The organism is Streptomyces sp. NPDC049687 (genome assembly GCF_044465285.1).
Lineage (GTDB): Bacteria > Actinomycetota > Actinomycetes > Streptomycetales > Streptomycetaceae > Streptomyces.
Genome location: NZ_JBITLN010000002.1, coordinates 859,794 through 881,435 on the forward strand (window position 1 = coordinate 859,794; position 21,642 = coordinate 881,435).

The 21,642-nt window shown below is 71.7% G+C and carries 24 protein-coding genes and 1 tRNA gene; 12 read left to right on the forward strand and 13 right to left on the reverse strand.

The genetic code is table 11. The features are described 5' to 3' along the window. Nucleotides 1–286 precede the first annotated feature (286 nt). From ACIBVL_RS08945 to ACIBVL_RS08960, 4 genes are read right to left on the reverse strand one after another with little or no spacing between them, the layout of a single operon-like run. Nucleotides 287–1,189 (reverse strand): sugar phosphate isomerase/epimerase family protein, encoded by a 903-nt coding sequence (locus tag ACIBVL_RS08945; RefSeq protein WP_399094177.1) that lies wholly within the window; start codon nt 1,187–1,189, stop codon nt 287–289. 1 nt (nt 1,190) lies between these two features. Further along, entirely contained in the window at nt 1,191–2,105 is a 915-nt protein-coding gene (locus ACIBVL_RS08950) for an ATP-binding cassette domain-containing protein (protein ID WP_399094180.1), read from the reverse strand. A 4-nt stretch (nt 2,106–2,109) separates the two neighbouring features. Further along, a complete protein-coding gene (locus tag ACIBVL_RS08955) occupies nt 2,110–3,186 on the reverse strand; it encodes an ABC transporter permease (RefSeq protein WP_399094183.1) in 1,077 nt (358 codons plus the stop codon). Further along, nucleotides 3,186–4,202, reverse strand: a complete 1,017-nt coding sequence (locus ACIBVL_RS08960; RefSeq protein WP_399094186.1) for a sugar ABC transporter substrate-binding protein — start codon at nt 4,200–4,202, stop codon at nt 3,186–3,188. Before ACIBVL_RS08960 ends, ACIBVL_RS08955 begins: the two co-directional genes overlap by 1 nt. Before the next feature lie 308 nt (nt 4,203–4,510). Here ACIBVL_RS08960 and ACIBVL_RS08965 point away from each other — a divergent pair, with 308 nt between their 5' ends. After that, nucleotides 4,511–5,203: a PfkB family carbohydrate kinase gene (locus ACIBVL_RS08965; protein WP_399094189.1), complete on the forward strand. Its 693-nt coding sequence runs from the start codon at nt 4,511–4,513 to the stop codon at nt 5,201–5,203. Beyond that, the gene (locus tag ACIBVL_RS08970; protein WP_399094192.1) at nt 5,187–5,972 is read left to right on the forward strand and encodes a GntR family transcriptional regulator; all 786 of its coding nucleotides are present in this window, start codon (nt 5,187–5,189) and stop codon (nt 5,970–5,972) included. Before ACIBVL_RS08965 ends, ACIBVL_RS08970 begins: the two co-directional genes overlap by 17 nt. Nucleotides 5,973–5,975: 3 nt before the next feature. Here the strand turns inward: ACIBVL_RS08970 and ACIBVL_RS08975 are convergent, their stop codons facing one another. From ACIBVL_RS08975 to ACIBVL_RS08990, 4 genes are all read right to left on the reverse strand, one after another. Continuing rightward, nucleotides 5,976–6,734: an SDR family NAD(P)-dependent oxidoreductase gene (locus tag ACIBVL_RS08975; RefSeq protein WP_399094195.1), complete on the reverse strand. Its 759-nt coding sequence runs from the start codon at nt 6,732–6,734 to the stop codon at nt 5,976–5,978. Between the two features lie 2 nt (nt 6,735–6,736). Then, on the reverse strand, nt 6,737–7,915 hold the full coding sequence (locus ACIBVL_RS08980; protein WP_399094198.1) for an acyl-CoA dehydrogenase family protein: 1,179 nt from the start codon (nt 7,913–7,915) through the stop codon (nt 6,737–6,739). A 117-nt stretch (nt 7,916–8,032) separates the two neighbouring features. Beyond that, nucleotides 8,033–8,605: a TetR/AcrR family transcriptional regulator gene (locus tag ACIBVL_RS08985; protein WP_399094201.1), complete on the reverse strand. Its 573-nt coding sequence runs from the start codon at nt 8,603–8,605 to the stop codon at nt 8,033–8,035. Between the two features lie 257 nt (nt 8,606–8,862). Beyond that, nucleotides 8,863–8,936 (reverse strand) — tRNA-Pro (locus ACIBVL_RS08990). A 100-nt stretch (nt 8,937–9,036) separates the two neighbouring features. Here ACIBVL_RS08990 and ACIBVL_RS08995 point away from each other — a divergent pair. Together ACIBVL_RS08995 and cobF are read left to right on the forward strand one after the other, a co-directional pair. Continuing rightward, a complete protein-coding gene (locus ACIBVL_RS08995) occupies nt 9,037–9,585 on the forward strand; it encodes a DUF309 domain-containing protein (RefSeq protein ID WP_399094204.1) in 549 nt (182 codons plus the stop codon). Between the two features lie 44 nt (nt 9,586–9,629). Continuing rightward, on the forward strand, nt 9,630–10,403 hold the full coding sequence (gene cobF / locus ACIBVL_RS09000; RefSeq protein WP_399094207.1) for a precorrin-6A synthase (deacetylating): 774 nt from the start codon (nt 9,630–9,632) through the stop codon (nt 10,401–10,403). Nucleotides 10,404–10,470: 67 nt separating this feature from the next. Here cobF and ACIBVL_RS09005 read toward each other — a convergent pair whose 3' ends face one another. After that, a complete protein-coding gene (locus ACIBVL_RS09005) occupies nt 10,471–11,217 on the reverse strand; it encodes a cobalt-precorrin-6A reductase (protein WP_399094210.1) in 747 nt (248 codons plus the stop codon). Between the two features lie 123 nt (nt 11,218–11,340). Here ACIBVL_RS09005 and ACIBVL_RS09010 point away from each other — a divergent pair, with 123 nt between their 5' ends. Continuing rightward, nucleotides 11,341–12,123 carry an HAD-IIA family hydrolase gene (locus tag ACIBVL_RS09010; protein ID WP_399094213.1) on the forward strand — a complete coding sequence of 261 codons (783 nt, stop codon included), beginning with the start codon at nt 11,341–11,343 and terminating at the stop codon, nt 12,121–12,123. Here ACIBVL_RS09010 and ACIBVL_RS09015 read toward each other — a convergent pair. Together ACIBVL_RS09015 and ACIBVL_RS09020 are read right to left on the reverse strand one after the other, a co-directional pair. Beyond that, nucleotides 12,120–12,893 carry a sulfite exporter TauE/SafE family protein gene (locus ACIBVL_RS09015; protein ID WP_399094216.1) on the reverse strand — a complete coding sequence of 258 codons (774 nt, stop codon included), beginning with the start codon at nt 12,891–12,893 and terminating at the stop codon, nt 12,120–12,122. The two genes, ACIBVL_RS09010 and ACIBVL_RS09015, sit on opposite strands and share 4 nt — an antisense overlap. 296 nt (nt 12,894–13,189) lie before the next feature. After that, nucleotides 13,190–13,669 (reverse strand): hypothetical protein, encoded by a 480-nt coding sequence (locus tag ACIBVL_RS09020; protein WP_399094219.1) that lies wholly within the window; start codon nt 13,667–13,669, stop codon nt 13,190–13,192. A 325-nt stretch (nt 13,670–13,994) separates the two neighbouring features. Here ACIBVL_RS09020 and ACIBVL_RS09025 point away from each other — a divergent pair, with 325 nt between their 5' ends. Genes ACIBVL_RS09025 through ACIBVL_RS09040 form a run of 4 tightly spaced genes read left to right on the forward strand, consistent with a single transcriptional unit; the run spans nt 13,995 to nt 15,941 of the window. After that, nucleotides 13,995–14,795, forward strand: a complete 801-nt coding sequence (locus tag ACIBVL_RS09025) for a lysophospholipase (protein ID WP_399094222.1) — start codon at nt 13,995–13,997, stop codon at nt 14,793–14,795. A gap of 11 nt (nt 14,796–14,806) precedes the next feature. Continuing rightward, entirely contained in the window at nt 14,807–15,097 is a 291-nt protein-coding gene (locus ACIBVL_RS09030) for a WhiB family transcriptional regulator (protein ID WP_399094225.1), read from the forward strand. Next, nucleotides 15,094–15,576, forward strand: a complete 483-nt coding sequence (locus tag ACIBVL_RS09035) for a Dps family protein (protein ID WP_399094228.1) — start codon at nt 15,094–15,096, stop codon at nt 15,574–15,576. Before ACIBVL_RS09030 ends, ACIBVL_RS09035 begins: the two co-directional genes overlap by 4 nt. Nucleotides 15,577–15,608: 32 nt before the next feature. Continuing rightward, nucleotides 15,609–15,941, forward strand: a complete 333-nt coding sequence (locus ACIBVL_RS09040; protein ID WP_399094231.1) for a DUF3140 domain-containing protein — start codon at nt 15,609–15,611, stop codon at nt 15,939–15,941. Here ACIBVL_RS09040 and ACIBVL_RS09045 read toward each other — a convergent pair. After that, the gene (locus ACIBVL_RS09045) at nt 15,931–17,184 is read right to left on the reverse strand and encodes an amidohydrolase (protein ID WP_399094234.1); all 1,254 of its coding nucleotides are present in this window, start codon (nt 17,182–17,184) and stop codon (nt 15,931–15,933) included. The two genes, ACIBVL_RS09040 and ACIBVL_RS09045, sit on opposite strands and share 11 nt — an antisense overlap. A 100-nt stretch (nt 17,185–17,284) precedes the next feature. Beyond that, nucleotides 17,285–18,139: a Cof-type HAD-IIB family hydrolase gene (locus ACIBVL_RS09050; RefSeq protein ID WP_399094237.1), complete on the reverse strand. Its 855-nt coding sequence runs from the start codon at nt 18,137–18,139 to the stop codon at nt 17,285–17,287. Nucleotides 18,140–18,267: 128 nt separating this feature from the next. On the opposite strand from ACIBVL_RS09050, the gene ACIBVL_RS09055 reads away from it, so the two are divergent. The 3 genes from ACIBVL_RS09055 to ACIBVL_RS09065 are packed head-to-tail and all read left to right on the forward strand — an operon-like array spanning nt 18,268 to nt 21,627. Further along, nucleotides 18,268–19,056, forward strand: coding sequence for an SAM-dependent methyltransferase (locus tag ACIBVL_RS09055; RefSeq protein WP_399094240.1), 789 nt, complete (start codon nt 18,268–18,270; stop codon nt 19,054–19,056). A gap of 32 nt (nt 19,057–19,088) precedes the next feature. Continuing rightward, nucleotides 19,089–20,492, forward strand: a complete 1,404-nt coding sequence (locus tag ACIBVL_RS09060; protein WP_399094243.1) for a glutamine synthetase — start codon at nt 19,089–19,091, stop codon at nt 20,490–20,492. A 1-nt stretch (nt 20,493) separates the two neighbouring features. Beyond that, complete coding sequence (locus ACIBVL_RS09065) at nt 20,494–21,627, forward strand: amidohydrolase family protein (RefSeq protein ID WP_399094246.1); 1,134 nt, start codon at nt 20,494–20,496, stop codon at nt 21,625–21,627. The last annotated feature ends 15 nt before the right edge of the window (nt 21,628–21,642 follow it).

Genomic DNA, 21,642 nt, shown 5'->3' on the forward strand with positions numbered 1-21,642 from the left:
ACGTCCTGACCTCGCCGCGGGTTCCGCCGGCGGGCCGAAGGCACGGCCGGGAGGGACGATCTCGGTGATGGCGTCGCCGAACGGGGTGCCCGGTCCCTGGTTCTTGCGGTGTTGAGGCCGGTGTCCGGCGCCGGGGACGGGGGTCGGCGAAGTGACGAGCCGCTGTTTCCGCGGGGCGGGGCTGGTCATCCCGTGCCCGTCCGGCAGGACGCCCGTGGCCACCGTACGCACCGGCGCGCCGCCGCCTGTTCGGCGACGGCGCGACGGGTCCGGTCGGGGAGCGCGGTCAGGCCCCGCAGGAGCGCAGGAACTTGCGGGTCCGCACCGCGATGGGCAGCGGCTTGTCCGGCTCGCACGGGTACATGTCCTGCTCGACGATCGCGAACAGTTCCACGCCCAGCTTCTGTGCCTCGACCAGCACCGGCTCCAGTTCCGGTACGCCGGACGGCGGTTCGCACATCACCCCGCGCCGGACCGCCGGACCGAAGGGCACCTCGTTCTTCACCACGTCGGCGAGGATCTCCGGGTCGACCTGCTTGAGGTGCAGGTAGCCGATGCGTTCGCCGTAGGTCTCGATCAGCTTGACGCTGTCGCCGCCGCAGTAGGCGTAGTGACCGGTGTCCAGGCAGAGGTTGACCAGCTCGGTGTCGGTGGAGTCCAGGAAGCGCTCGACGTGCTGCTCGGTGTCGATGTGGGTGTCGGCGTGCGGATGGACGACGATGTCGAGGCCGTACGTCTCCTTCACCTCGTGCCCGAGGCGTTCCATGCCCTTGGTGAGGTGGGCCCACTGTTCCGCCGTCAGCTCCGGCGGCTCGAGGATCTCCGCGGTCTTGTCGTCGCGCCAGAAGGACGGGATGACGACCAGGTGCCGGGCACCCATCGCCTGGGTGAGCGCGGCGACCTGGCTCACGTGCTCCCAGGTCGGCTCCCAGACGGACGGGCCGCGGTGCAGACCGGTGAAGACCGTGCCCGCGGAGACCTTCAGGTTCCGCCGGTCCACCTCGTCGGTGAGACGGGCCGGGTCGGTCGGCAGATAGCCGTACGGGCCCAGCTCGATCCAGGAGTAGCCGGCCTCGGCGACCTCGTCCAGGAACCGTTCCCACGGCACCTGCCGGGGGTCGTCGGGGAACCAGACGCCCCAGGAGTCCGGGGCGGAGCCGACCCGGATGCGGTCCAGCGGCGCGGTCATCTCAGGACTTCCCTTCGCCGGCCGCCACGGGGGCGGTGAGGTCCGCCTCCTCGGGGAGTTCCTCGACGTCGACGCCCCGGACCTGGGCCAGTTCGTGCTTGAGCGCGGCGAGTTCGGCACCGCCGGCCATGTGGTTGGTGAGTTCCTCGAGGCTGACCTGCTCGCGGGAGGCGGAGAGTTCGAGGGTGCCCAGGCGCAGGACGCTGAAGTGGTCGCCGACCATGTAGGCGTGGTGGGGGTTGTGGGTGATGAAGATGACGCCGAGGCCGCGGTCGCGGGCGGCGGCGATGTACTTCAGCACGACACCGGACTGCTTGACACCGAGGGCGGCCGTGGGCTCGTCCAGGATCAGCACGCGGGCGCCGAAGTAGACGGCGCGGGCGATGGCCACGCACTGGCGCTGGCCGCCGGAGAGGGTGCCGATGGGCTGTTCCAGGTCGTCGAGGACGATGCCCATGTTGCGCAGTTCCTCGTCGGCGGTCTTCTTCATCCGGTCGATGTCGAGGCGGCGCACGGGCCAGGGGCCCCTGGTCATCTCGGAGCCGAGGAAGAAGTTGCGCCACACCGGCATCAGCGGGACGGTGGCCAGGTCCTGGTAGACGGTGGCGATACCGCGGTCCAGGGCCTCGCGGGGGGTGGAGAAGCGCACCGGGTTGTCGTCGACGAGGAACTCGCCCTCGGTGTGCTGGTGCAGCCCGGAGACGATCTTGATGAGCGTCGACTTGCCGGCGCCGTTGTCGCCGAGGACGCAGGTCACCTTGCCCGGGTGCACCTTCAGGTCCACGCCGTGCAGGGCGCGGATGTTGCCGTAGGACTTGCCCGCGTTGCGGAGTTCGACGATCGCCCCGTCCCCGTTCTCGGGGGCGGTGTCCGCGATGATGGCCCCGTGGGTGCCGGTTCCGTTGGTGGATGTCATGGGGTCACCTCCGGGTCGCCGTACGGCTGACCCACAGATTGATCAGGACGGCGCCGAGGAGCATCACGCCGAGGAAGGCCTTGAACCAGTCGGGGTTCCAGCCGGCGTAGACGATGCCCTGCTGCACCATGCCGAACATGAACGCGCCGAAGACCGGACCGATCGCGGAGCCGGCCCCGCCGGTCAGCAGACAGCCGCCGATGACGGCCGCGGAGATGTAGATCAGCTCCTGGCCGACGCCCTCGCCCGACTGCACGGTGTTGAAGGTGAACAGCTGGTGCATGCCGACGAACCAGGCGCCGAAGCCGACCAGCATGAACAGCGAGATCTTCGTGAAGGTCACGGGCACGCCGACGGCCCGTGCGCTCTCCTTGTTGCCGCCCACGGCGAAGATCCAGTTGCCGTACCTGGTCCGCAGCAGGATCCAGGTGGCCAGGGCCGCGAAGGCCAGCCAGTAGAAGATCGTGATCTTCACCTGGACGCCGCCGATGTCGAAGGACGAGGCGAAGATCTTCTTCGCCTGGCCGAAGCCGTCCATGTCGCTGATGTCGTCCGTGGCCACGTTGGTGGTGACCAGCTTGGTGACCGCGAGGTTGACGCCCTGCAGCATCAGGAAGGTGCCCAGCGTGATCAGGAAGCTGGGCAGCCCGGTTTTGACGACCATCCAGCCGTTGAAGAAGCCGATCCCCAGCGACACCAGGAGCGCGACGACCACACCCACCCAGACGTTCATGGTGAGTTGGTAGCTGAGCATGCTCGCGGTGAGCGCCGAGGTGATCACCGCGACACCGGCGGACAGGTCGAACTCGCCGCCGATCATCAGCAGGGCCACGGGCAGCGCCATGATCCCGATGGTGGACGACTGGTAGAGGATGTTCGCCATCGAACTGGCCTCGCGCACCGGCGGGGCCGCGGCGAGGAAGAACACGTACACGGCGACGGCGCCGAGGAAGACACCCACCTCGGGGCGGGCCAACAGGCGCAGGGCCAGCGGGCGTTGAGCGGTCCGGCCGTCGGTCTGATGGGGGCCGGGGGCCGGCGGTGTCTTCACCGCCGGCTCGGCGTGCTGGGTCATGCTCATCACCGGGTTCCCTTGGCGGCGAACGCGGCGACCGCGTCGACGTTGGTCTTGTCGACGAAGGCCGGTCCGGTCAGCACCGGCTGCTCACCGCCACCCATGTAGTTGCCGTTGTTCTTGTAGAGCCACAGGGAGTCGATCGCCAGGTAGCCCTGGAGGTAGGGCTGCTGGTCGACGGCGAACTGGATCGTGCCCTTGCTGATGGCTCCGGTCAGGTCCTTGTTCAGGTCGAAGGTGGCGATCTTCGCCTTGCTGCCGGCGTCGGACACCGACTGAACGGCGGTCAGGGCGAAGGGCGCTCCGAGCGTGACCACGTAGTCGATGGACTTGTCCTGGCTGAGCTTGGCGGTGATCGTCGACTTCACCGACGGCATGTCCGTGCCGTTGACGTACAGGGTCTCCGTCGTGCCCGAGAAGGTCTTCTTCACACCGGCACAGCGCTGGGTGAGGCCGATGTTGCCCTGCTCCTGGATGACACAGACGGCCTTCTTGGCTCCGGCGTCGTTCAGCCGCTTGCCGAGCGCCTCACCGGCGACGGTCTCGTCCTGACCGAAGAACTCCATCAGGCCGAGGTTCTTCCATTCGCTCACACCGGAGTTGAGGCCGACCACGGGTATGTTCGCGGACTTCGCCTTGGCCACGACGTCCTTGAGGGCGTCCGGCTTGGCGAGGGTGATCGCGATGCCGTCGACCTTCTGGTCGATCGCGTTCTGGACCAGCGTGGCCTGGTTGCCCGCGTTCGGGTCGGCGGAGTAGACGAGCTTGACGTTGTCCTTGGCCGCGGCGGCCTCGGCACCCTTGCGGACGATGTCCCAGAAGGTGTCACCGGGCGACTGGTGGGTCACCAGCGCCACCGTCATCTGCGGGGTGCTCGCCTTGCCCGCGGAGGCGCCGCCGGCGCTCTCCTCGGCCTTCTTGCCGCCGGAGCTGCTGGAGCAGCCTGCGAGGGTCAGGGCCACCGCCGCGGCCATGGCCACGACCGGGGCGATTCTGCGGGAGCGGGGCGAAGAGCTGTCCATCTTTCCTGCACCTCACTGTGCGACGGGGGAAACGACGGGGAAGGGGGGGCGATCTCGAGGATCCGGGGCCCGTTACTGCTCAGGGTGGGGCCATGGGGCCGGGTCCGCGACTGTTCGGTTTGTGCGGACTCGGCTCATGCGCTGCTGGGACGGGATCCAATCCCTTGGCGCGCCCCCTGTCAATACTTTGTTAAGACATCATTTCACGAACAGGTCCGAATGTAAGAACAAACCATTGACAGCGGAGGCCACTGGGACCTACACCTGGGAGACGCCAGGCCCCCCGACCACCGTGAGGAGTGTCGCGCATGGCCGAGTCAGCCCAGCCCCTGGACCTGATCACGATGGGTCGCACCGGGGTCGATCTCTACCCCTCGAACGCGGGTGTACCCCTCGCACGCGTGGATGAGTTGGGGAGGTTCTCCGACGGTGCCGCCGCGGGCGTGGCGGTCGCCGCCGCTCGTCTGGGCCGCTCCGCCGCCGTGGTGACCCGAACGGAGGACCTGGACTTCTTCGCGATCCGCGCGGCCCGGGTCTTCTGGTTCACCGGCAGCGGGCTGAGCGGGGAACCCGACCGCTCGGCCACCCTCGCCGCCCTCAAGGCGCGCGGCCGGGCGGCCGTCACGGTGTTCGGCCTGGACTGGCAGCCCACGCTCTGGCCCCAGCCCGAGGGGGCCCGGCCCTACTACGCCGAGGTGCTGCGCCACGCGACGGTCGCCGTCGGCACCCCGGACGACTGCGCGCTCGCCATGGGCGTACGCGAACCCCGGGCCTGCGCCCAGGAGCTGCTCGCCGCCGGGGCGGAGCTCGCGGTCGTCGCGCCGGGGGACGGGGATGTTCTCGCCGTACACCGCGACGGCACCAGCGCCGTGCTGCCGGGTGGGGCGGGAGAGGCGTTCGGCGGGCGACTCGTGCACGGGCTGCTGTCGGGCTGGGAACTGGAACGGACGATCCGCTACGCGGCCGACACAGGAGGTGCCCCCGATGGCGAAGACCGGTGAGCGCACCCGGACGGCCACCGGTTCGGCGCTGGACGCGCTGCACTTCGCGCTCGACCGTTCGAGCCCGGTGCCGCTCTACTACCAGCTGGCCCAGCAGCTGGAGTCGGCGATCGAGCACGGGTCGCTCGCCCCGGGAAACCTCCTCGGCAACGAGATCGACCTGTCGACCCGCCTCGGGCTGTCCCGCCCCACGGTCCGCCAGGCGATCCAGTCACTGGTCGACAAGGGCCTGCTGGTGCGCCGCCGCGGAGTCGGCACGCAGGTCGTGCACAGCCAGGTGAAGCGGCCGCTGGAGCTCAGCAGCCTCTACGACGACCTGGAGGCGGCCGGACAGGGACCCACCACCCACGTCCTGCGCAACGAACGCGTCCCCGCGACCGCGGACGTGGCGGCCGCCCTGGGGATCGCCGAGGGTGCCGAGGTCACGCTCCTGGAGCGGTTGCGCTCGGCGCACGGCCAACCGGTGGCGTTCCTGAGCAACCACCTGCCCCCGGCCCTGCTGGACCTCGACACCGAGCGGCTGGAGGCGACCGGCCTGTACCACCTGATGCGCACGAGCGGCATCATCCTGCACAGCGCACGCCAGACCATCGGCGCCCGCTCGGCCACCGCCGAGGAGGCCGCGCTCCTCGCGGAGCAGGAGGGCGCGGCCCTGCTGACCATGCAGCGCACGGCGTACGACGACACCGGGCGGCCGGTCGAGTACGGGACGCACATCTACCGCGCGTCCCGGTACGCGTTCGACTTCCAGCTGCTGGTCAGGGCGTAGGCACTAACGGGGGGCCATCCGCAGGGCGCCGTCCATGCGGATGGTCTCGCCGTTGAGGTAGTCGTGGTCGACGATCATCAGGGCGAGCTCGGCGTACTCCTCCGGCCGGGCGAGCCGGTGCGGGAAGGGCACGCCCGCCGCGAGGCCGGCGCGGAACTCCTCGGACACGGTGGCCAGCATCGGCGTCTCCACGATGCCCGGGGCGATGGTGCACACCCGGATGCCGTACTGCGCCAGGTCACGGGCGGCGGGCAGGGTCAGGCCCACGACACCGCCCTTGGAGGAGGAGTAGGCGGCCTGGCCGATCTGGCCGTCGTACGCGGCGATCGACGCGGTGTTGACGATCACGCCCCGCTGGCCGTGCTCGTCGGCCTCGGTCTGGGCGATGGCCTCGGAGGCGAGTGCCAGCACGTTGAAGGTGCCGATCAGGTTGACCTGGATGATCTTCGCGTACAGGCCGAGGTCGTGGACGCCCTTCTTGCCGAGGATCCGCGCGGACGGGCCGATGCCGGCGCAGTTGACGACCGTGCGCAGCGGGACGCCGGAACCCGCGGCGGTGGCGACGGCGGCGCGGACCTGCTCGGGGTCGGTGACATCGGTGGGGACGTAGGTGACGCCGTCGACCTCGGGCGCCTTGTCGACGCCGTCCTTGAGGTCGAGGGCGAAGACCTTCGCGCCGCGGTCGGCGAGGGCCTTCGCGGTGGCCGCGCCGAGGCCGGACGCCCCGCCGGTGACGAGGGCGGCGGTGTGGGCGAGCTGCATCATCACTCCTTGCCGAGGGCGGTGAGCACACCGCCCTCGTTCCGGTCCAGCGCACGCGAGATGATCATGCGCTGGATCTGGTTGGTTCCTTCGAAGATCTGCATGACCTTGGCCTCGCGCATGTAGCGCTCGACGGGGAAGTCGCGGGTGTACCCGTAGCCGCCGAGGACCTGCACGGCGTCCGTGGTCACCTTCATGGCGTTGTCCGTGGCCACCAGTTTGGCGATCGACGCCTCCCGGGTGAAGGGCAGACCAAGGTCCTTCAGCCGCGCGGCGGACAGCGCGGTGGCCCTCGCCGACTCGATCGCGGCGCCCATGTCGGCCAGGACGAACGCCAGCCCCTGGTGCTCGATGATCGGCTTGCCGAAGGTCTCCCGCTCACGGGCGTAGCGCACCGCGTGGTCGAGGGCGCCCTGGGCGAGACCGGTGGCGACGGCGGCGATGCCGAGACGGCCGCAGTCGAGGGAGGCGAGCGCGATCTTCAGCCCCTGCCCCTCCTCCCCGATCCGCCGCTCGACGGGCACCCGCACGTCGTCCAGACGCATGGTGGCCGTGGCCGAGCCGGTCAGCCCCATCTTCCGCTCCGGCGGGTCGGCGCTGAGCCCCGGGGTGTCCGCCGGGACCAGGAAGCAGGAGATGCCGTGACTGCGGTCCTCGGAGGTGCGGGCCATGACCGTGTAGAAGTCGGCGTACCCGCCGTGGGTGGTCCAGGCCTTGGCGCCGTTCAGCACGTACGTGTCGCCGTCGCGGACCGCGCGGGTCAGCATGGCGGCCGGGTCGGAGCCGGCGTGCGGCTCGGACAGGCAGTACGCGCCGAGCAGCTCACCGCCGAGCATGTCCGGCAGCCACCTGCGCCGCTGCTCCTCGGTGCCGAAGCGGGCCAGCGGGAAGCAGGACAGGGCGTGCACGGAGATGCCGACGGCGACGCTCGACCAGACCGCGGCGACCTCCTCCAGCACCTGGAGGTAGACCTCGTACGGCTGCCCCGCCCCGCCGTACTCCTCGGGGAACGGCAGGCCGAGCAGGCCGCTGCGGCCGAGGGTGCGGAAGGCGTCCCGGGGGAACGCCCCGTCCGCCTCCGCCTCGGCGACCCGGGGTGCGAGTTCCTTGGCTGCGAGGGTGCGCGTGAGCTGGATGAGCTCCACGGCCTCCTCGGTCGGCAGGGCGCGAGTGGCAGGCATGGTGACCTCCACGTAGGAGTACTGGGAATGATACTGAGGTGCGTACGAACGTATCATTCACAGTACGGCAAGAAGGTGTGACGTGGCACTCCCAGCGGCCTGGACGTCAGCGAGGAATCAGGACGAGACGGCGTGCACGATCAGCGAGGCGAGCTGCTCGTACGCCTCCGCGTCGGTCAGCCCGGTGCGCGCCTTCAGTTCGCCCTGCTGGATCTGGCGCATGGTCGCGGCGGCGACCTCACCGACGAACGCGGTGTGCACGTCCCGGAAGGCGCCGCCGGAGACCCCCTCGGCGATCAGCTGCCGCACCCGCTCCGCGGCCATCCGCGTGTTGGCCTCGTACACCTCGCGGGCGGGCGGGAAGTCCGCCACGTCGTCGAGGAACCGGCGCGAGAGCGGGCGCAGCTGTTCGGCCACGGTGGTGAGGTACACCCGGACGCGGTCCGAGGGGTCCACGGTCTGCGCCACCCGCTTCTCGACGGCCTCCGTCGCCCCGCGGAAGTAGTGCTTGGCCGCCTCGACGACCAGCCCCTGCTTGCTGCGGGCGAGTTGGTAGAGCGTGGTCTTCGAGCAGCGCAGCCGCTCGGCGAGGTCGTCGAGCGTGAGGTCCGAGAACCCCTCCGCCGTGAGCAGCGCGACGAGTCGTTCCAGCAGGTCCGCCTGTCGGGCGGTACGGCGGGTGGCGGGCATGATCCCAGCGTAGCCTTCCCGGTTACTCCCGGGTCATCAGTGGGTGGAGTCCGGCCGGGCCCGCTGGTCCTCCGTCAGCTCCGCGTCCACGGCCGCCAGGATGTCCTCGTGGCGGGCAGTTCGACCGTGCCCTGGGCGACCGGTTCCCCCGCCGCGACGGTCTCGCGCTTGCGGACAACGGTCCGGAAAACGATCGAGAGCCCTGCCCCACCGAAGTGAAGCAGGGCTCCGACCTGCGACTATGAATGAACTTCCAGTCGGGACGACAGGATTTGAACCTGCGACCCCTTGACCCCCAGTCAAGTGCGCTACCAAGCTGCGCCACGTCCCGGTGCCTGACCGCCGCGGAGTTCCGCGTGATCGCGCGAACAGCACTTTACCCCACGCCGGGCGCCGCACCGAAGGGGACCCCGGCGCGGGACAATCGCCGTATGGAGCGTTTCGACAGCACGGGCAGGCCAGGGAGCGGCGGCGGCGCGGGCGGCGGTGGATCCGTCGGGGCGCGGGACCGGGACCGCGAGGGGCGGGCGCGCAGTGCCCGGCCCCGGGACGGGCTGGGACGGCCGCTGCCCTACGGGGCGGCCGGGGTGGAGCGGCAGCCGGAGGGGGTCGTACGGACTCCGGAGGAGACCGTCGCCGAGGCGCAGGCACTGCTGGCCGCCGGGAAGCCGTTCCATGCGCACGAGGTCTTCGAGGACGCCTGGAAGACCGGTCCCGCAGCGGAGCGCGCCCTGTGGCGCGGGCTCGCCCAGCTGGCGGTGGGCCTCACGCACGCGGCCCGGGGCAACCTGACGGGCGGCCCGCGGCTGCTGCGGCGCGGTGCCGGGGCCGTTCAGGAGTGGGCGGCGCGCGAGGGGCGGGCGCGTCCGTACGGCATGGATCTCGCCGGACTGGCCGACTGGGCGCGCGGGCTGGCGCACGAGGTGGAGCAAAGCGGCACGGCCGTGGACGCGGAAGGGCACGCGCCCCGGCTCCGCTGACACCCGCCCCGGTCACTGTCAGTGGCGTACGGCAGACTCGGGGCGTGCGAAAGATTCATGTCATCGGTATCGGCGCGGGCGACCCCGACCAGCTCACCCTGCAGGCCGTGCGGGCGCTGCGGAGCACGGACGTGTTCTTCGTCCTGGACAAGGGCGAGGTGAAGAGCGACCTGACCCGGTTGCGCCGGGACATGCTGGAGACGCACATACCGCAGGGTGGCTACCGGGTGGTCGAGGCGCGCGATCCGGAGCGCGACCGCCGGGCCGGCGGCGCGGCCTACTCCCCCGCGGTCGGCGACTGGCGCAGCGCCCGCGCGGACATCTACGAGCAACTGATCACCGAGGAGCTCGGCGAGGACGAGAGCGGCGCGTTCCTCGTCTGGGGCGATCCGGCGCTGTACGACAGCACGCTGGGGATTCTGGAGGAGGTGCTGGCGCGGGGCGCCGTGGCCTTCGAGCACGACGTCATTCCCGGGATCAGCAGTGTCTCGGCACTCGTCGCCCGGCACCGCACGGGCCTGAACCGGGTGGCGCGGCCGGTGCAGATCACCACCGGGCGGCGGCTCGCCGAGGGCTTCCCGGAGGGGGTGGACGACGTGGTGGTGATGCTGGACGCCCACCAGACGTTCCGGCGGTACGCCGACGACGACGTCGACATCTACTGGGGCGCCTACATAGGCACCCCGGACGAGATCCTCGTCTCCGGTCCGATCGCCGAGGCCGGCCCCCGCATCGAGCGGCTGCGCGCCGAGGCGCGCGAGCGCAAGGGCTGGATCATGGACACGTACCTGCTCCGCCGCAACCCCGAGGAGCGGTAGCCCCGGGACCGGAGGATTCCACGCCCCGCGGCACCCCGTACCCCAGCTCTCGGTCACGAGCTCACGGTCACGGCAGCCCGAACCCCAACCATCGCAACACCCCCGCCACATCCGCCTCCACCGTGACGTCCGCCGGCAGCGGAGGCCGGCGTACGAGCACGACGGGCAGGCCCAGTTCCCGGGCGGCCGCCAGTTTCGCGGAGGTGGCAACTCCCCCGCTGTCCTTGGTCACCACCAGGTCGAGGCGGTGCTCGCGCAGCAGTGCCAGCTCGTCGGCGAGGGTGAAGGGACCGCGCGCCGGCAGCAGACGGACGTCCGGCGGCATCGGCGGCGCGGGCGGCTCCACGGACCGTACGACGAAGTGGACTCCCTCCACGTGCGCGAAGGCGGCCAGGCCCAGACGGCCTGTCGTCAGGAACACCCGCCGGCCGAGGCCCGGCAGCAGGTCCGCCGCCGCCTCCAGTGACGCGACCGCGTGCCAGCGGTCCCCCGCCCCCGGCAGCCAGCCCGGCCGGCGCAGCACCACCAACGGCAGCCCGGTGGCCGTCGCGGCGTCGGCCGCGTTCGCGGTGATGCCCGCGGCGAACGGATGAGTGGCGTCGACCAGGGCGTCCACGGCCTGCTCGCGCAGCCAGTCGGCGAGCCCCGGCGCCCCGCCGAACCCGCCGATCCGTACGTCTCCTTCGAGCGCCCCCGGCCGCGACACGTGCCCCGCGAGCGAGGAGGTCACCCGGACGCCGGGCCGGGCCGCCAGGGCGGCGGCCAGTTCACGCGCCTCGGTGGTGCCACCGAGCACGAGGACGTGCCGGCTCATACGGACTTCCCCCTGGAACCGTCGTGCCGGCTTCCGCGCACCGCCCTGCCCGCCATGCCCGCCAGTCTAGGCACCCCCATGATCACCCCGGCGGGCGGCCGACGTCGGCGCTATCGTCCCCGTATGGACGCAGTGCGTGCCCTGCTCATCGACATCGACGGGGTCCTCACCGTCTCCTGGAAGCCGCTGCCGGGCACCGTCGAGGCGCTGCGGGCGGTCCGGGAGGCGGGGCTGGGAGTCGCCCTGGTGACCAACACGACCTCGCGGACCCGCGCCTCGATCGCCGGGATCCTGGCCGACGGAGGGTTCCCGGTGACCGCCGACGACATCCTCACCGCTCCCGCCGTGACCGCCGCGCATCTCGCCGAGCACTACCCGGGGGCGAGGTGCGCGCTGCTGAACAGCGGGGACATCGCGGAGGACCTGGCCGGTGTCACGCTCGCCGAGGACGACGTGGAGGTGGTGGTCGTGGGCGGCGCGGGCCCCGAGTTCGGGTACGCCGCGCTGGACCGGGCCTTCGGGCACCTCCAGCGGGGGGCGCGGCTGGTGGCGATGCACCGGAACCTGTACTGGCGTACGGACGACGGGCTGCGGCTGGACTCCGGCGCGTTCGTGACGGGGCTGGAAGCGGCCGCGCGGGTGGAGGCGGAGGTCACCGGGAAGCCGTCGCCGGCGTTCTTCGCGGCGGCCCTCGCGCGGCTCGGCGTCGGCGCGGAGGAGGCGCTGATGGTGGGCGACGACATCGAGTCCGACGTCCTGGCGGCCCAGCGGGCCGGGATCACCGGGGTGCTGGTGAGGACGGGGAAGTACCTGCCGGAGACGCACCGGACGGCGACCGGCACCCCGGACCACGTCATCGACTCCTTCGCCGACCTTCCGAACCTCCTGGGACTCTCCGAGGACTAACGGAACAGCAGTTGCAGGCCGCCCACCACCGTCGCCGCGATGACCAGCTGCTCGAACAGCCGCTGGTTGATGCGGTGCACCGCCCATCTGCCGAGCAGCGCGCCGGGGAGGACGAGCACGGCGAGGGCCGCGTCAAGGAGCAGCGAGCGGCCGTCGATGAGGCCGAGGCCGACGCTGAACGGGATCTTCGAGAGGTTGACGATGAGGAAGAAGAAGGCGGATGTCCCCAGGAAGCCGAGTTTGCGGAAGCCCGCCGAGAGCAGGTACATCGACATCACCGGGCCGCCGGCGTTGGCGACCATCGTGGTGAAGCCGCCGAGGACGCCGTAGGAGCGGGCCTTGACGCGGCCCGCGCGGGTGACGACGGCGTCGGGGTCGTCGGCCGCCTCTCCCGTGCGGCGCCGCCACACCGTGATGCCCGCCATCAGCAGCAGGATCGCGCCGATCGACGTACGCACGGACCCGTCGTCGGCCCACATCAGGAAGACGGTGCCGAGCACCACCCCGGCCGCGACCGCCGGGAACAGCCGCCACAGGGTGGGCCAGTGGGCGTGCCGACGGTAGGTGAGGACGGCGAAGACGTCCCCGACGATCAGCAGCGGCAGCAGCACGCCGGTGGAGGCGCGGGCGGGCAGGACCGCGGCGAAGATCGCGAGGCTGACCGTGTTGGCTCCGCTGACGGCCGTCTTGGAGAAGCCGACCAGGAGGGCCGCCAGGGCGAGGGCGGCGAACTCCCAGCCGGTGAGGTGCCACAGTGTCATCGTGTTCATGCCGGGCACAGATGCTATGCGCACCTACCCGGCGGCGTAAGGAGCGTCTCGCCTGGTGGCCGCTGGCCGGCGAGCGCCCGCGCCGCGGGCGTCGTGGCCGGCGCGGACCGTGGCCGTCCGGGGCGTGCGGGGCGTGCGCCGGTCCGTCCGCCCCCTCGCGCTGAACACGGCGTTGGGTCCGACGGAGAGGAACCACCGGACCCAAGGCCACACCGCCGGACGGCGAGGTCCCGTTCAGCGGGTCACCGGCACTGCCGGACGACACGTCGAGTCGGCATGCGCCGATGCGCCCTCGGTCAGGTGGTGGTGGTCGTGCAGGCGTTGGCCTGGAGTGCGGCAGCGGTGGTGAGCACCGCGTTCAACGCCAGACCGACCTGGGTCTGGTTGATCGGGAAGGTCGTCAGCGCGGTGGTCAGGGCCAGCAGGTTCTGCTTCAGCTGGAGAGCGAGAGTCACACAGATCGGGGGTACCGTGGGCCCGGTCGGGAGACACATCTGAGCCTGGAGCTGCGCGACCGTGGCCTGGGCGGCGGTGATGGACGTCTGGGCCGTGACGACGTCGGGCGTGGTGGCGGCCAGCGCCGTCTGGGCGGCCTGCAGCTGGGTGGAGAGCTGTGCGCTCAGTTCGGCACAGGTCAGCGCCTTGGACTCCCGGACGACGGACTTGGCGATCTGCGGGGTCGTGGCCGCTGCGGCTTCCGGGGCGACGGCCACGGCCAGGGAAGCCAGGACCGCAGCCGACGCGACAGCGGACCCGAGGCTCTTGAGAGATGGCATTCCGCGCCTTTCTTCGTGTGCGAATGAGGAAGGTGGTGGGGATGTCCCCGTGTCCAAAAGGCCCCGAAGGATCATCGGCGGCAACTCCAGCCGTCCTGTGCGCTCCTCGCCGACGGAACTGCCAGGAGGCCATCGCCACAGGAAAGTCCCAGCTCAGAGGCGTATGCGACAGGCGGTGGGAACAGGAGTGCGCACTTACTGTGAACGAGTGGTCCACAGGGGCGGAAGGGGGAGCCGAAGCACTGCTCCGTTCAGGAGGATGGACCTGGGCCCGGCCTCCTGGGGAAGATCCTCGAAACCTTGCATCGACGCAGCTGGAGGAGCCATGGCCGAGCACGTCCTCGCCGGTACGCGAGGCGCGATCGCGGCCCGCGAGTGGTCGAACGGAGCGGCTCGTTACGTCGCCCTCGTGGTGCACGGCTACGGCGAGCACGCGGGCCGCTACGAGGAACTGGCGGGCGTGCTCACCGGGCACGGCGCCGCGGTGTTCGCTCCCGACCACATGGGGCACGGCAGGTCGGCCGGTGAGCGGGTGCGGATCGAGGACTTCGAGGACGTGGTCACCGATGTGCACGCCGTGGCGGAGCTCGCCCGGGCGGCGCACCCGGCCCTCCCGCTGGTCATGATCGGGCACTCGACGGGTGGTCTGATCGCGGCCCGGTACGCCCAGCGGTACGGCCACGCTCTCGCCGCGCTCGTGCTGTCCGGGCCGGTCATCGGCGTCTGGGAGCTGCCGGGACGGCTGCTGGCGTACGACGAGATCCCCGACGTCCCCGTCAGCCCCGCCGCCCTTTCCCGCGACCCGGCGGTCGGGACGGCGTACGCGGCGGATCCCCTGGTCTGGCACGGGCCGATGAAACGGCCGACGCTGGAGGCGTTCGTACGGACCCTGGAGACGGTCGCCCGGGGCGGGAACGTCGGCCCGCTGCCGCTGCTGTGGCTGCACGGCGACGACGACCGGCTGGTCCCGCTGCCCGGCAGCCGGGTCGGAGTCGAGCGGCTCAGCGGGGGTGTGCTGACCGAGCGGCGCTACGCCGGGGCGCGGCACGAGGTGTTCAACGAGACGAACAGGGCGGAGGTCTTCGCGGATGTGACGCACTTCCTGGACCGGGTGCTCAGCCGCTGACAATCGACCGTTTGCACCGGTCGGCCCTGGGCACCCGCGCCGTCATGGAGTGGTTGCGCAGTGCCGCCTGCGTGGGCGAGGACCCCGAACTGTTCTTCCCCGTGGGCACGACCGGACCGGCCCTGCGGGACGTCGCGGACGCGAAGCGCGTCTGCGCCCGCTGCCCGGTGACAACCGACTGCCTGGCCTTCGCGCTCGGCAGCGGCCAGACCTCGGGCGTGTGGGGCGGAACGGGGGAGGGGGAACGCGCGGAACTGCTCCGTACCGCCAGACAGGACCCCACGAGGAGGAGCACGGTATGACCGTCGTGAAGAGCCCGCTTCCGGAACCGGCCCGCCAGGTCACCTTCGACGCGTTGCAGAACACCCTGGTGGATCTTCTCGGGCTCTCCCTGGTCGGGAAGCAGGCGCACTGGAACATCGTGGGCCCGCGGTTCCGTTCCATCCACCTCCAGCTCGACGAGGTGGTCTCGACGGCCCGTTCGTACGCCGACACGGTCGCCGAGCGCGCCGCCGCGCTCGGTCTGCCGCCGGACGGACGGCCGGAGACGATCGCCTCGGCGTTCACGCTGCCCGGTCCGAAGGACGGCTGGCTGAAGGACGAGGAGGTCGTCCAGGTGGTCGCCGAGGCGCTGGGCACGGCGATCGGCCGGCTGCGCGAGCGGATCACGGCGACCGCCGAGCCGGACCCGGTCACCCAGGACCTGCTGATCGGCATCACCGCCGAGCTGGAGAAGCAGCGGTGGATGTTCGAGGCGGAGAACTGGCCGCGCGACAACTGATCTCCGACGACCCGTCAGGAAAGGGGCACACCATGACCGACGCCCTCGAACTCGACGCGCTGTGGGAGGACTTCCACCGCGTGGTGAACATGACATCGCAGGAGCTGGCCGCCTGGCTGCGGGTGCGGGACGCCGACGAGAACGCGGAGCCGCTGCCCGAGGAGGCGGGGACCCCGACCGGGCAGCACGTCCTGGCGATCCTGCAGAAACGGCGCACCGACCTGACCGACGACGACATCCAGGTGATGTACCGGGTCGTCGACACGGTCACCGCGCAGGCCGACCTGGAGAACGAGCCCGAGGCCGAGGACACCGGCCGTCGGCACCGGCTGATGACGATCGGCCACGACCCGCTCAAGCCCTGAGCGCACCGAGCCGCGACAGAGCGGCCGACACCAGCGTCCGCACCCCCGGCACCAGTACCGAAGGGTCCGGCGCGAACAACGGGCTGTGGTTTCCCGGTACGTGGGCGAACTTCTCCGCCGGCTCCTCCCCCGGCGCCGCCTCCCACACGGCGGCCGGGGTCGAGGTCACGTACCAGTAGTCGTACGGCACCCCCGCGGGCGCGAGGAGCGAGAAGTCCTCGCTGCCCATCACCTGCCCGAAGTCGAACACCGTGTGCTCACCGAAGAGTTCGCGGTGCACGGCGGCGATCTCGTCGTCCAGGACAGGGTCGTTGACGGTGCTCGGGCACCCGGCGACGACCGTGACCCCGGGCGGCACCGGGCAGCCCGCGGCGGCGCACTCCCCCTCGACCACACGCCGGATCGCGGTGAGGACGCGCTCGCGCACCCGGGTGTCCCGGGTGCGCACGTTCAGCGAGAGCCGTGCCTCGGCGGGGATGATGTTGGACTGTGTGCCGGCGTGGAACCGCCCCACCGTCAGCACCGCCCACTCGCCCGCCGCGACCTCCCGGGAGACGACTGTCTGCAGCCGGGTGACGATGTACGCGGCCGTGACGACCGGGTCGACCGTCGACTCCGGCCGCGAACCGTGCCCGCCCACGCCGTGCACGACGACGTCGATGTCGTCGGAGGCGGACAGGGTCAGCCCGGGGGTGTGCGGGAAGAACCCGGCGAGCCCCGGCGCGACATGCTGCCCGAACAGCACGTCGGGGCGCGGAAAGCGCTCGTGGACGCCGTCCGCGACCATCGCGGCCGCACCGCCGCCGAACTCCTCGGCGGGCTGCCCGACCACGACGAGCGTCCCGGACCAGGTGTCGCGGGCTGCTGCCAGCATGCCGGCGGCGGCCGCGAGCCAGGTGACGTGCAGGTCGTGGCCGCAGGCGTGCATCACACCGTCGACGGTGGAGGTGTACGGCAGGCCGGTCGCCTCGGGTACGGGCAGCGCGTCCATGTCGCCGCGCAGCCACACCACGGGCCCGTCGCCGTTGGCGAGTACCCCGACCACGCCGGTGCGGGCGACGCCCTCCGTCACCTCGTACCCGGCGGCCCGCAGCCGCCCGGCGAGCTTCGCCGCGGTGCGGTGCTCCCGGAAGGAGAGCTCGGGGTGGCGGTGCAGATCCCGGTAGAAGTCCTCCAGGTCACCCGGCTTCAGGTCCGAGGTGATCTCCCGGGTGAGGCGGGCGACGACGGCCGGTTCGGTCACATACGGAGGGTACGGTGTGGTCGGCCGAACGGTCGAGGAACCGCGGCCCGGCGCTCGCGCCGCACACCGTCACGGGCACACGCAGCCCGGGAACCGAGCCTCAGAGGCCCAGCACGCGGGCGATGGTGCGCAGCACTCCGTTGTCGTTGTTGGAGGGGGCGAGGTGGCGGGCCCGGCGGACGACCTCCGGGTGGGCGTTGGCCATGGCGAACGACCAGTCGGCGGCGTCCAGCATCTCCAGGTCGTTGAGGTAGTCGCCGAACACCATGGTCTGCGCGGGCGTGATGCCCAGCTCCCGCTGGAGCCGGCGCAGGGCGGCGCCCTTGCTGGCGGTGCGGTTCATGACGTCGACCCAGTGCTCGCCGGAGACCACGACCTGATGGGTGTCCGCGAAGGGCGCGAGCGCCGGGATGGTGGTCTTCTCGGCCGAGCCGAAGTCGAAGAGGGCGACCTTGATGACGTCGTCGTCGACGGCGGTGAGGTCCTCGACGACCGCGCACCGCAGGTAGTACCTCTCCACCTCGGCCAGGAAGGCCTCGTCGGCCCGCTCGACGTACGCGGACCGCTTTCCGCAGACGACGGCGCCGAGGTCGACCCCGCCGGCCGCGCACCGCCGTACGGCCTCGACCACCCGCGCGACGACGCCCGGCTCCAGCGGATCGGAACTCAGTTCCCGCCCGTCGCGCACCACATGACTGCCGTTCTCCGCGATGAACACCATCCCGTCGGCGACCTCGGCGAACTCCGCCGCCAGCGTCGCGTACTGACGTCCGCTCGCCGGACTGAACAGCACCCCGCGCTCCCGCAGCCGCGCCAGCGTCTCCCACAGCCCCTCGGGGATCCGCTTGTCGTCGTCGAGCAGCGTGCCGTCCATGTCGGTGACGACCAGCCGGATGTCGGCAGGGCCGGCCGGGAGCTCGGCAGCGGTCAGTTCGGGGGCGTGCGAGTAGGGCATGTCTGCTTCCTGTACGGGGGCGGCCGGAAATTCACCCTACCGGGGGACCTTCCGAATCCCGGGACAGCGTTGATCATCCGGCGGCAGAATGACGGACGGACGGTACGGCGCGAGAAAGGGCGAACGACGTGGGCGGCACACGGCTGGACACCAGCGTGGCGCACAACGCGCGGGTGTGGAACTACTGGATCGGCGGCAAGGACAACTACGAGGTCGACCAGCAGGTCGGCGAGCACGTCGCCGGGATGTTCCCGCTCATCCGGGACATCGCCCGCGCGGACCGCTGGTTCCTGGGGCGGGCGGTACGGTTCCTGGCCGAGGAGCGCGGGGTGCGGCAGTTCCTGGACATCGGCACCGGCCTGCCGACGGCCGACAACACCCACGAGATAGCCCAGCGTGCGGCGCCGGACTCGCGGATCGTGTACGTCGACAACGACCCGATCGTGCTGGCGCACGCCCGCACCCTGCTGACCGGGACCTCCGAGGGCGCCACCGACTACATCGACGCCGATGTCCACGACCCCGCCGCGATCCTCGAACGGGCCGCGGGGACGCTGGACTTCACCCGTCCGGTCGCGGTGATGATGCTGGGCATCCTGAACTTCGTCCTGGACGTGGAGGCGGCCCGGGACATCGTCCGGAACATCATGGCCGAGGTCCCCTCGGGCAGCTACCTGGTCCTGACCCACCCGACCCACGACCCCGAGGTGGGCGGCGAGGGCCAGATCCCGGCGATGAAGTTCTGGAACGAGAACGCCACCCCGCCGATCACCGCCCGCGCCGGCACGGAGATCGCCGCGTTCTTCGACGGCCTCCACCTGCTGGAGCCGGGCCTGGTGTCCTGCTCCCGCTGGCGCGCCGACGACGACGCGGCCGCGGTGGTGCCGCAGTACGGCGCGGTGGCCGTGAAACCCTGAGCGACACAGCCGGACACACCCGCGGAGGACGTATGACCACCCTTGCCGACCCCGTCCCGGGCGGACGTCCCGGAGACGTCGAGCGGGCGTCCGCGCTGAGCGGGGAGCTGTCCGGCAGGGGCGTGCACGGGATCGTCCTGTCCTACGTCGACACCGCGGGCGTCGGCCGGGTGAAGACGATCCCCACGGCCGGGCTGGCGCAGGCCGCGGCCTGGGGCGTCGGGATGTCCCCGGTGTTCGACACGTTCCTGGCGAACGACCACATCGTCACCACCGCCGTCCTGGGCTCCCCGGACGGCGATCTGCGCCTCTACCCCGACCTGGACCGGCTGGTCGTGCTCGCCGGGCAGCCGGGGTGGGCGTGGGCACCGGTCGACCGCGTCACCCAGGACGGCGAACGGCACCCGGGCTGCTCCCGCACCTTCCTGCGCCGGATCCTCACCGACGCGGCCCACGACCACGGCCTCGCCTTCAAGGCGGGCATCGAGATCGAGTGGGCCGTCGGCCTGGACTCCGCGCCCGCCGGGGAGTTCGTCCCGGCGACCACGGGACCGGCGTACGGGGCCACCCGGCAGGTCGAGCTGAGCGAGTACACCGCCGACCTGCTGGCGGCGTGCGCCGCACAGGGCGTGGACGTCGACCAGATCCATCCCGAGTACGCGCCGGGCCAGTTCGAGATCTCGGTGGGCGCCCTCGACCCGGTGGCGGCCGCCGACCGCAGCGTCCTCGTCCGGCAGACCATCCGCGCGGTGGCCCGCCGTCACGGCCTTCGGGTCTCCTTCTCCCCCGCCGTCGCGGCGGAGGGCGTCGGCAACGGCGGGCACGTCCACCTCTCCGCCTGGCGCGACGGAACGAACCTCCACTCCGGCGGCGACCGGCGGCACGGCATGACCGCCGACGCGGAGTCCTTCACCGCGGGTGTCCTGGCCCGGCTGCCGGCCCTGACGGCGGTGACCGCGCCCAGCCCGGCCAGCTATCTGCGGCTCAAACCCTCCCAGTGGGCGGGGGTGTTCACGGCCTGGGGCCTGGAGACCCGCGAGTCGGCGGTCCGTGTGGTGCGGGGCACGGCGGGCCGGCGCGCCGAGCAGGCGAACCTGGAGGTCAAGCCGGTCGACCTGGCCGCCAACCCGTATCTCCTCCTCGGCTGTCTGATCGCCGCCGGACTGGACGGGATCACCCGTTCCGCCGCCCTCCCCGAGGAGATCACCGGCAACCCGGCCCACCTGGACGCCGAGGAGGCGGCGGCGAAAGACGTCCACCGGCTGCCGACCTCCCTCGCCGAGGCCGTCGCGAGGTTCCGCGAGGACGAGGTGCTGCGGACCGCACTGGGGCCGGTCCTCGCCGACGCGGTGACCGCCGTACGGCACGGCGAGAGCGACGCCGTGGACGGGCTGGACGACGCGCAGGTCGCCGCCGCCTACCGCTGGAGGTACTGAGATGGGCGCCGGGCCGGTCCACGAGGCGCTCGACGCGCTGGAGTTGGTGGACCACCACTGCCACGGGGTCGTCACCGGCCCGCTGGACCGGCCGGGCTTCGAGGCGCTGCTCACCGAGGGCGACCGCTGGCCCGGCGTCTCCCCCTTCGACACACCGGTCGGCGTGGCCGTACGGCGTCACTGCGCGCCCCTGCTCGACCTGGACCGGCACGCTCCGGCCGACGTCTATCTGGCCCGGCGTGCCGTTCTGGGCCCGCGGGAGGTGAACCGGCGGTTTCTCGCGGCCGCCCGCACGGGCGTGCTCTGCGTCGACACCGGCTTCGCCCCGCACCGCAGCACCACGCCGGCCGAACTCGCCGAGGCGGCGGGCGCCGTCGCCCACGAGGTCGTACGGCTGGAGGCGGTGGCCGAGTCCGTGGCCGCGCGGGGTGTCGAGGCGGGCGGGTACGCCGACGCGTTCCGGGCGGCCGCCCTGGACGCGGTGCGGCGGCCGGGGGTCGTCGCGGTGAAGTCGGTGGCGGCCTACCGCACCGGCTTCGACCTGGACCCGGCCCGCCCCCCGGACGGGGACGTCACCCGCGCGGCCCGGCGCTGGCTGGCGCGCGGCGGACGGCTCGACGAGCCGGTCCTCGTACGCCACCTGCTGTGGACCGCCGTCGACCTCGGCCTCCCGCTCCAACTGCACACCGGCTTCGGCGACAACGACATCCGGCTGCACCGCGTGGACCCCACCCACCTCACGGACTGGCTGCACCTGGTCTCCGGCACGATCCCGGTGCTGCTCCTGCACTGCTGGCCCTACCAGCGACAGGCCGCCTATCTGGCCGCCGTGTTCGAGCAGGTGTACCTGGACGTGGGGCTCACCCTGCACCACGTCGGGCCGGTCAGGGCGCGGGCGGTCCTGGAGGAAGCGTTGGAGATCACACCGTTCCGCAAACTGCTGTACAGCTCCGACGCCTACGGTGTGTCCGAGTTCCATTGGCTCGGCGCGCTGGCGTTCCGCCGGGGTCTGGGAGACCTGCTCCAGGACCGGGTGGACGCCGACGAACTGAGCCTGCCCGACGCGCTGCGCCTGGCACGCTGGGCCGGAGCGGACAACGCCCGCCGGGTCTACCGGCTTCCCGACGGACACTGAAAGTATGATCAAGCA

What these genes read in the sequence shown, in the direction of transcription:
- ACIBVL_RS09005 (WP_399094210.1), bottom strand. Translation starts at nt 11,217, where the DNA reads ATGAGCCGGCACGTCCTCGTGCTCGGTGGCACCACCGAGGCGCGTGAA.
- ACIBVL_RS09010 (WP_399094213.1), top strand. Translation starts at nt 11,341, where the DNA reads ATGGACGCAGTGCGTGCCCTGCTCATCGACATCGACGGGGTCCTCACC.
- ACIBVL_RS08980 (WP_399094198.1), bottom strand. Translation starts at nt 7,915, where the DNA reads ATGCCTGCCACTCGCGCCCTGCCGACCGAGGAGGCCGTGGAGCTCATC.
- ACIBVL_RS09065 (WP_399094246.1), top strand. Translation starts at nt 20,494, where the DNA reads ATGGGCGCCGGGCCGGTCCACGAGGCGCTCGACGCGCTGGAGTTGGTG.
- ACIBVL_RS08975 (WP_399094195.1), bottom strand. Translation starts at nt 6,734, where the DNA reads ATGCAGCTCGCCCACACCGCCGCCCTCGTCACCGGCGGGGCGTCCGGC.
- ACIBVL_RS08960 (WP_399094186.1), bottom strand. Translation starts at nt 4,202, where the DNA reads ATGGACAGCTCTTCGCCCCGCTCCCGCAGAATCGCCCCGGTCGTGGCC.
- ACIBVL_RS09015 (WP_399094216.1), bottom strand. Translation starts at nt 12,893, where the DNA reads ATGAACACGATGACACTGTGGCACCTCACCGGCTGGGAGTTCGCCGCC.
- ACIBVL_RS09060 (WP_399094243.1), top strand. Translation starts at nt 19,089, where the DNA reads ATGACCACCCTTGCCGACCCCGTCCCGGGCGGACGTCCCGGAGACGTC.
- ACIBVL_RS09025 (WP_399094222.1), top strand. Translation starts at nt 13,995, where the DNA reads ATGGCCGAGCACGTCCTCGCCGGTACGCGAGGCGCGATCGCGGCCCGC.
- ACIBVL_RS09040 (WP_399094231.1), top strand. Translation starts at nt 15,609, where the DNA reads ATGACCGACGCCCTCGAACTCGACGCGCTGTGGGAGGACTTCCACCGC.
- ACIBVL_RS09050 (WP_399094237.1), bottom strand. Translation starts at nt 18,139, where the DNA reads ATGCCCTACTCGCACGCCCCCGAACTGACCGCTGCCGAGCTCCCGGCC.
- ACIBVL_RS08950 (WP_399094180.1), bottom strand. Translation starts at nt 2,105, where the DNA reads ATGACATCCACCAACGGAACCGGCACCCACGGGGCCATCATCGCGGAC.
- ACIBVL_RS08985 (WP_399094201.1), bottom strand. Translation starts at nt 8,605, where the DNA reads ATGCCCGCCACCCGCCGTACCGCCCGACAGGCGGACCTGCTGGAACGA.
- ACIBVL_RS09035 (WP_399094228.1), top strand. Translation starts at nt 15,094, where the DNA reads ATGACCGTCGTGAAGAGCCCGCTTCCGGAACCGGCCCGCCAGGTCACC.
- ACIBVL_RS08955 (WP_399094183.1), bottom strand. Translation starts at nt 3,186, where the DNA reads ATGAGCATGACCCAGCACGCCGAGCCGGCGGTGAAGACACCGCCGGCC.
- ACIBVL_RS08965 (WP_399094189.1), top strand. Translation starts at nt 4,511, where the DNA reads ATGGCCGAGTCAGCCCAGCCCCTGGACCTGATCACGATGGGTCGCACC.
- ACIBVL_RS08970 (WP_399094192.1), top strand. Translation starts at nt 5,187, where the DNA reads ATGGCGAAGACCGGTGAGCGCACCCGGACGGCCACCGGTTCGGCGCTG.
- ACIBVL_RS08945 (WP_399094177.1), bottom strand. Translation starts at nt 1,189, where the DNA reads ATGACCGCGCCGCTGGACCGCATCCGGGTCGGCTCCGCCCCGGACTCC.
- ACIBVL_RS09020 (WP_399094219.1), bottom strand. Translation starts at nt 13,669, where the DNA reads ATGCCATCTCTCAAGAGCCTCGGGTCCGCTGTCGCGTCGGCTGCGGTC.
- ACIBVL_RS08995 (WP_399094204.1), top strand. Translation starts at nt 9,037, where the DNA reads ATGGAGCGTTTCGACAGCACGGGCAGGCCAGGGAGCGGCGGCGGCGCG.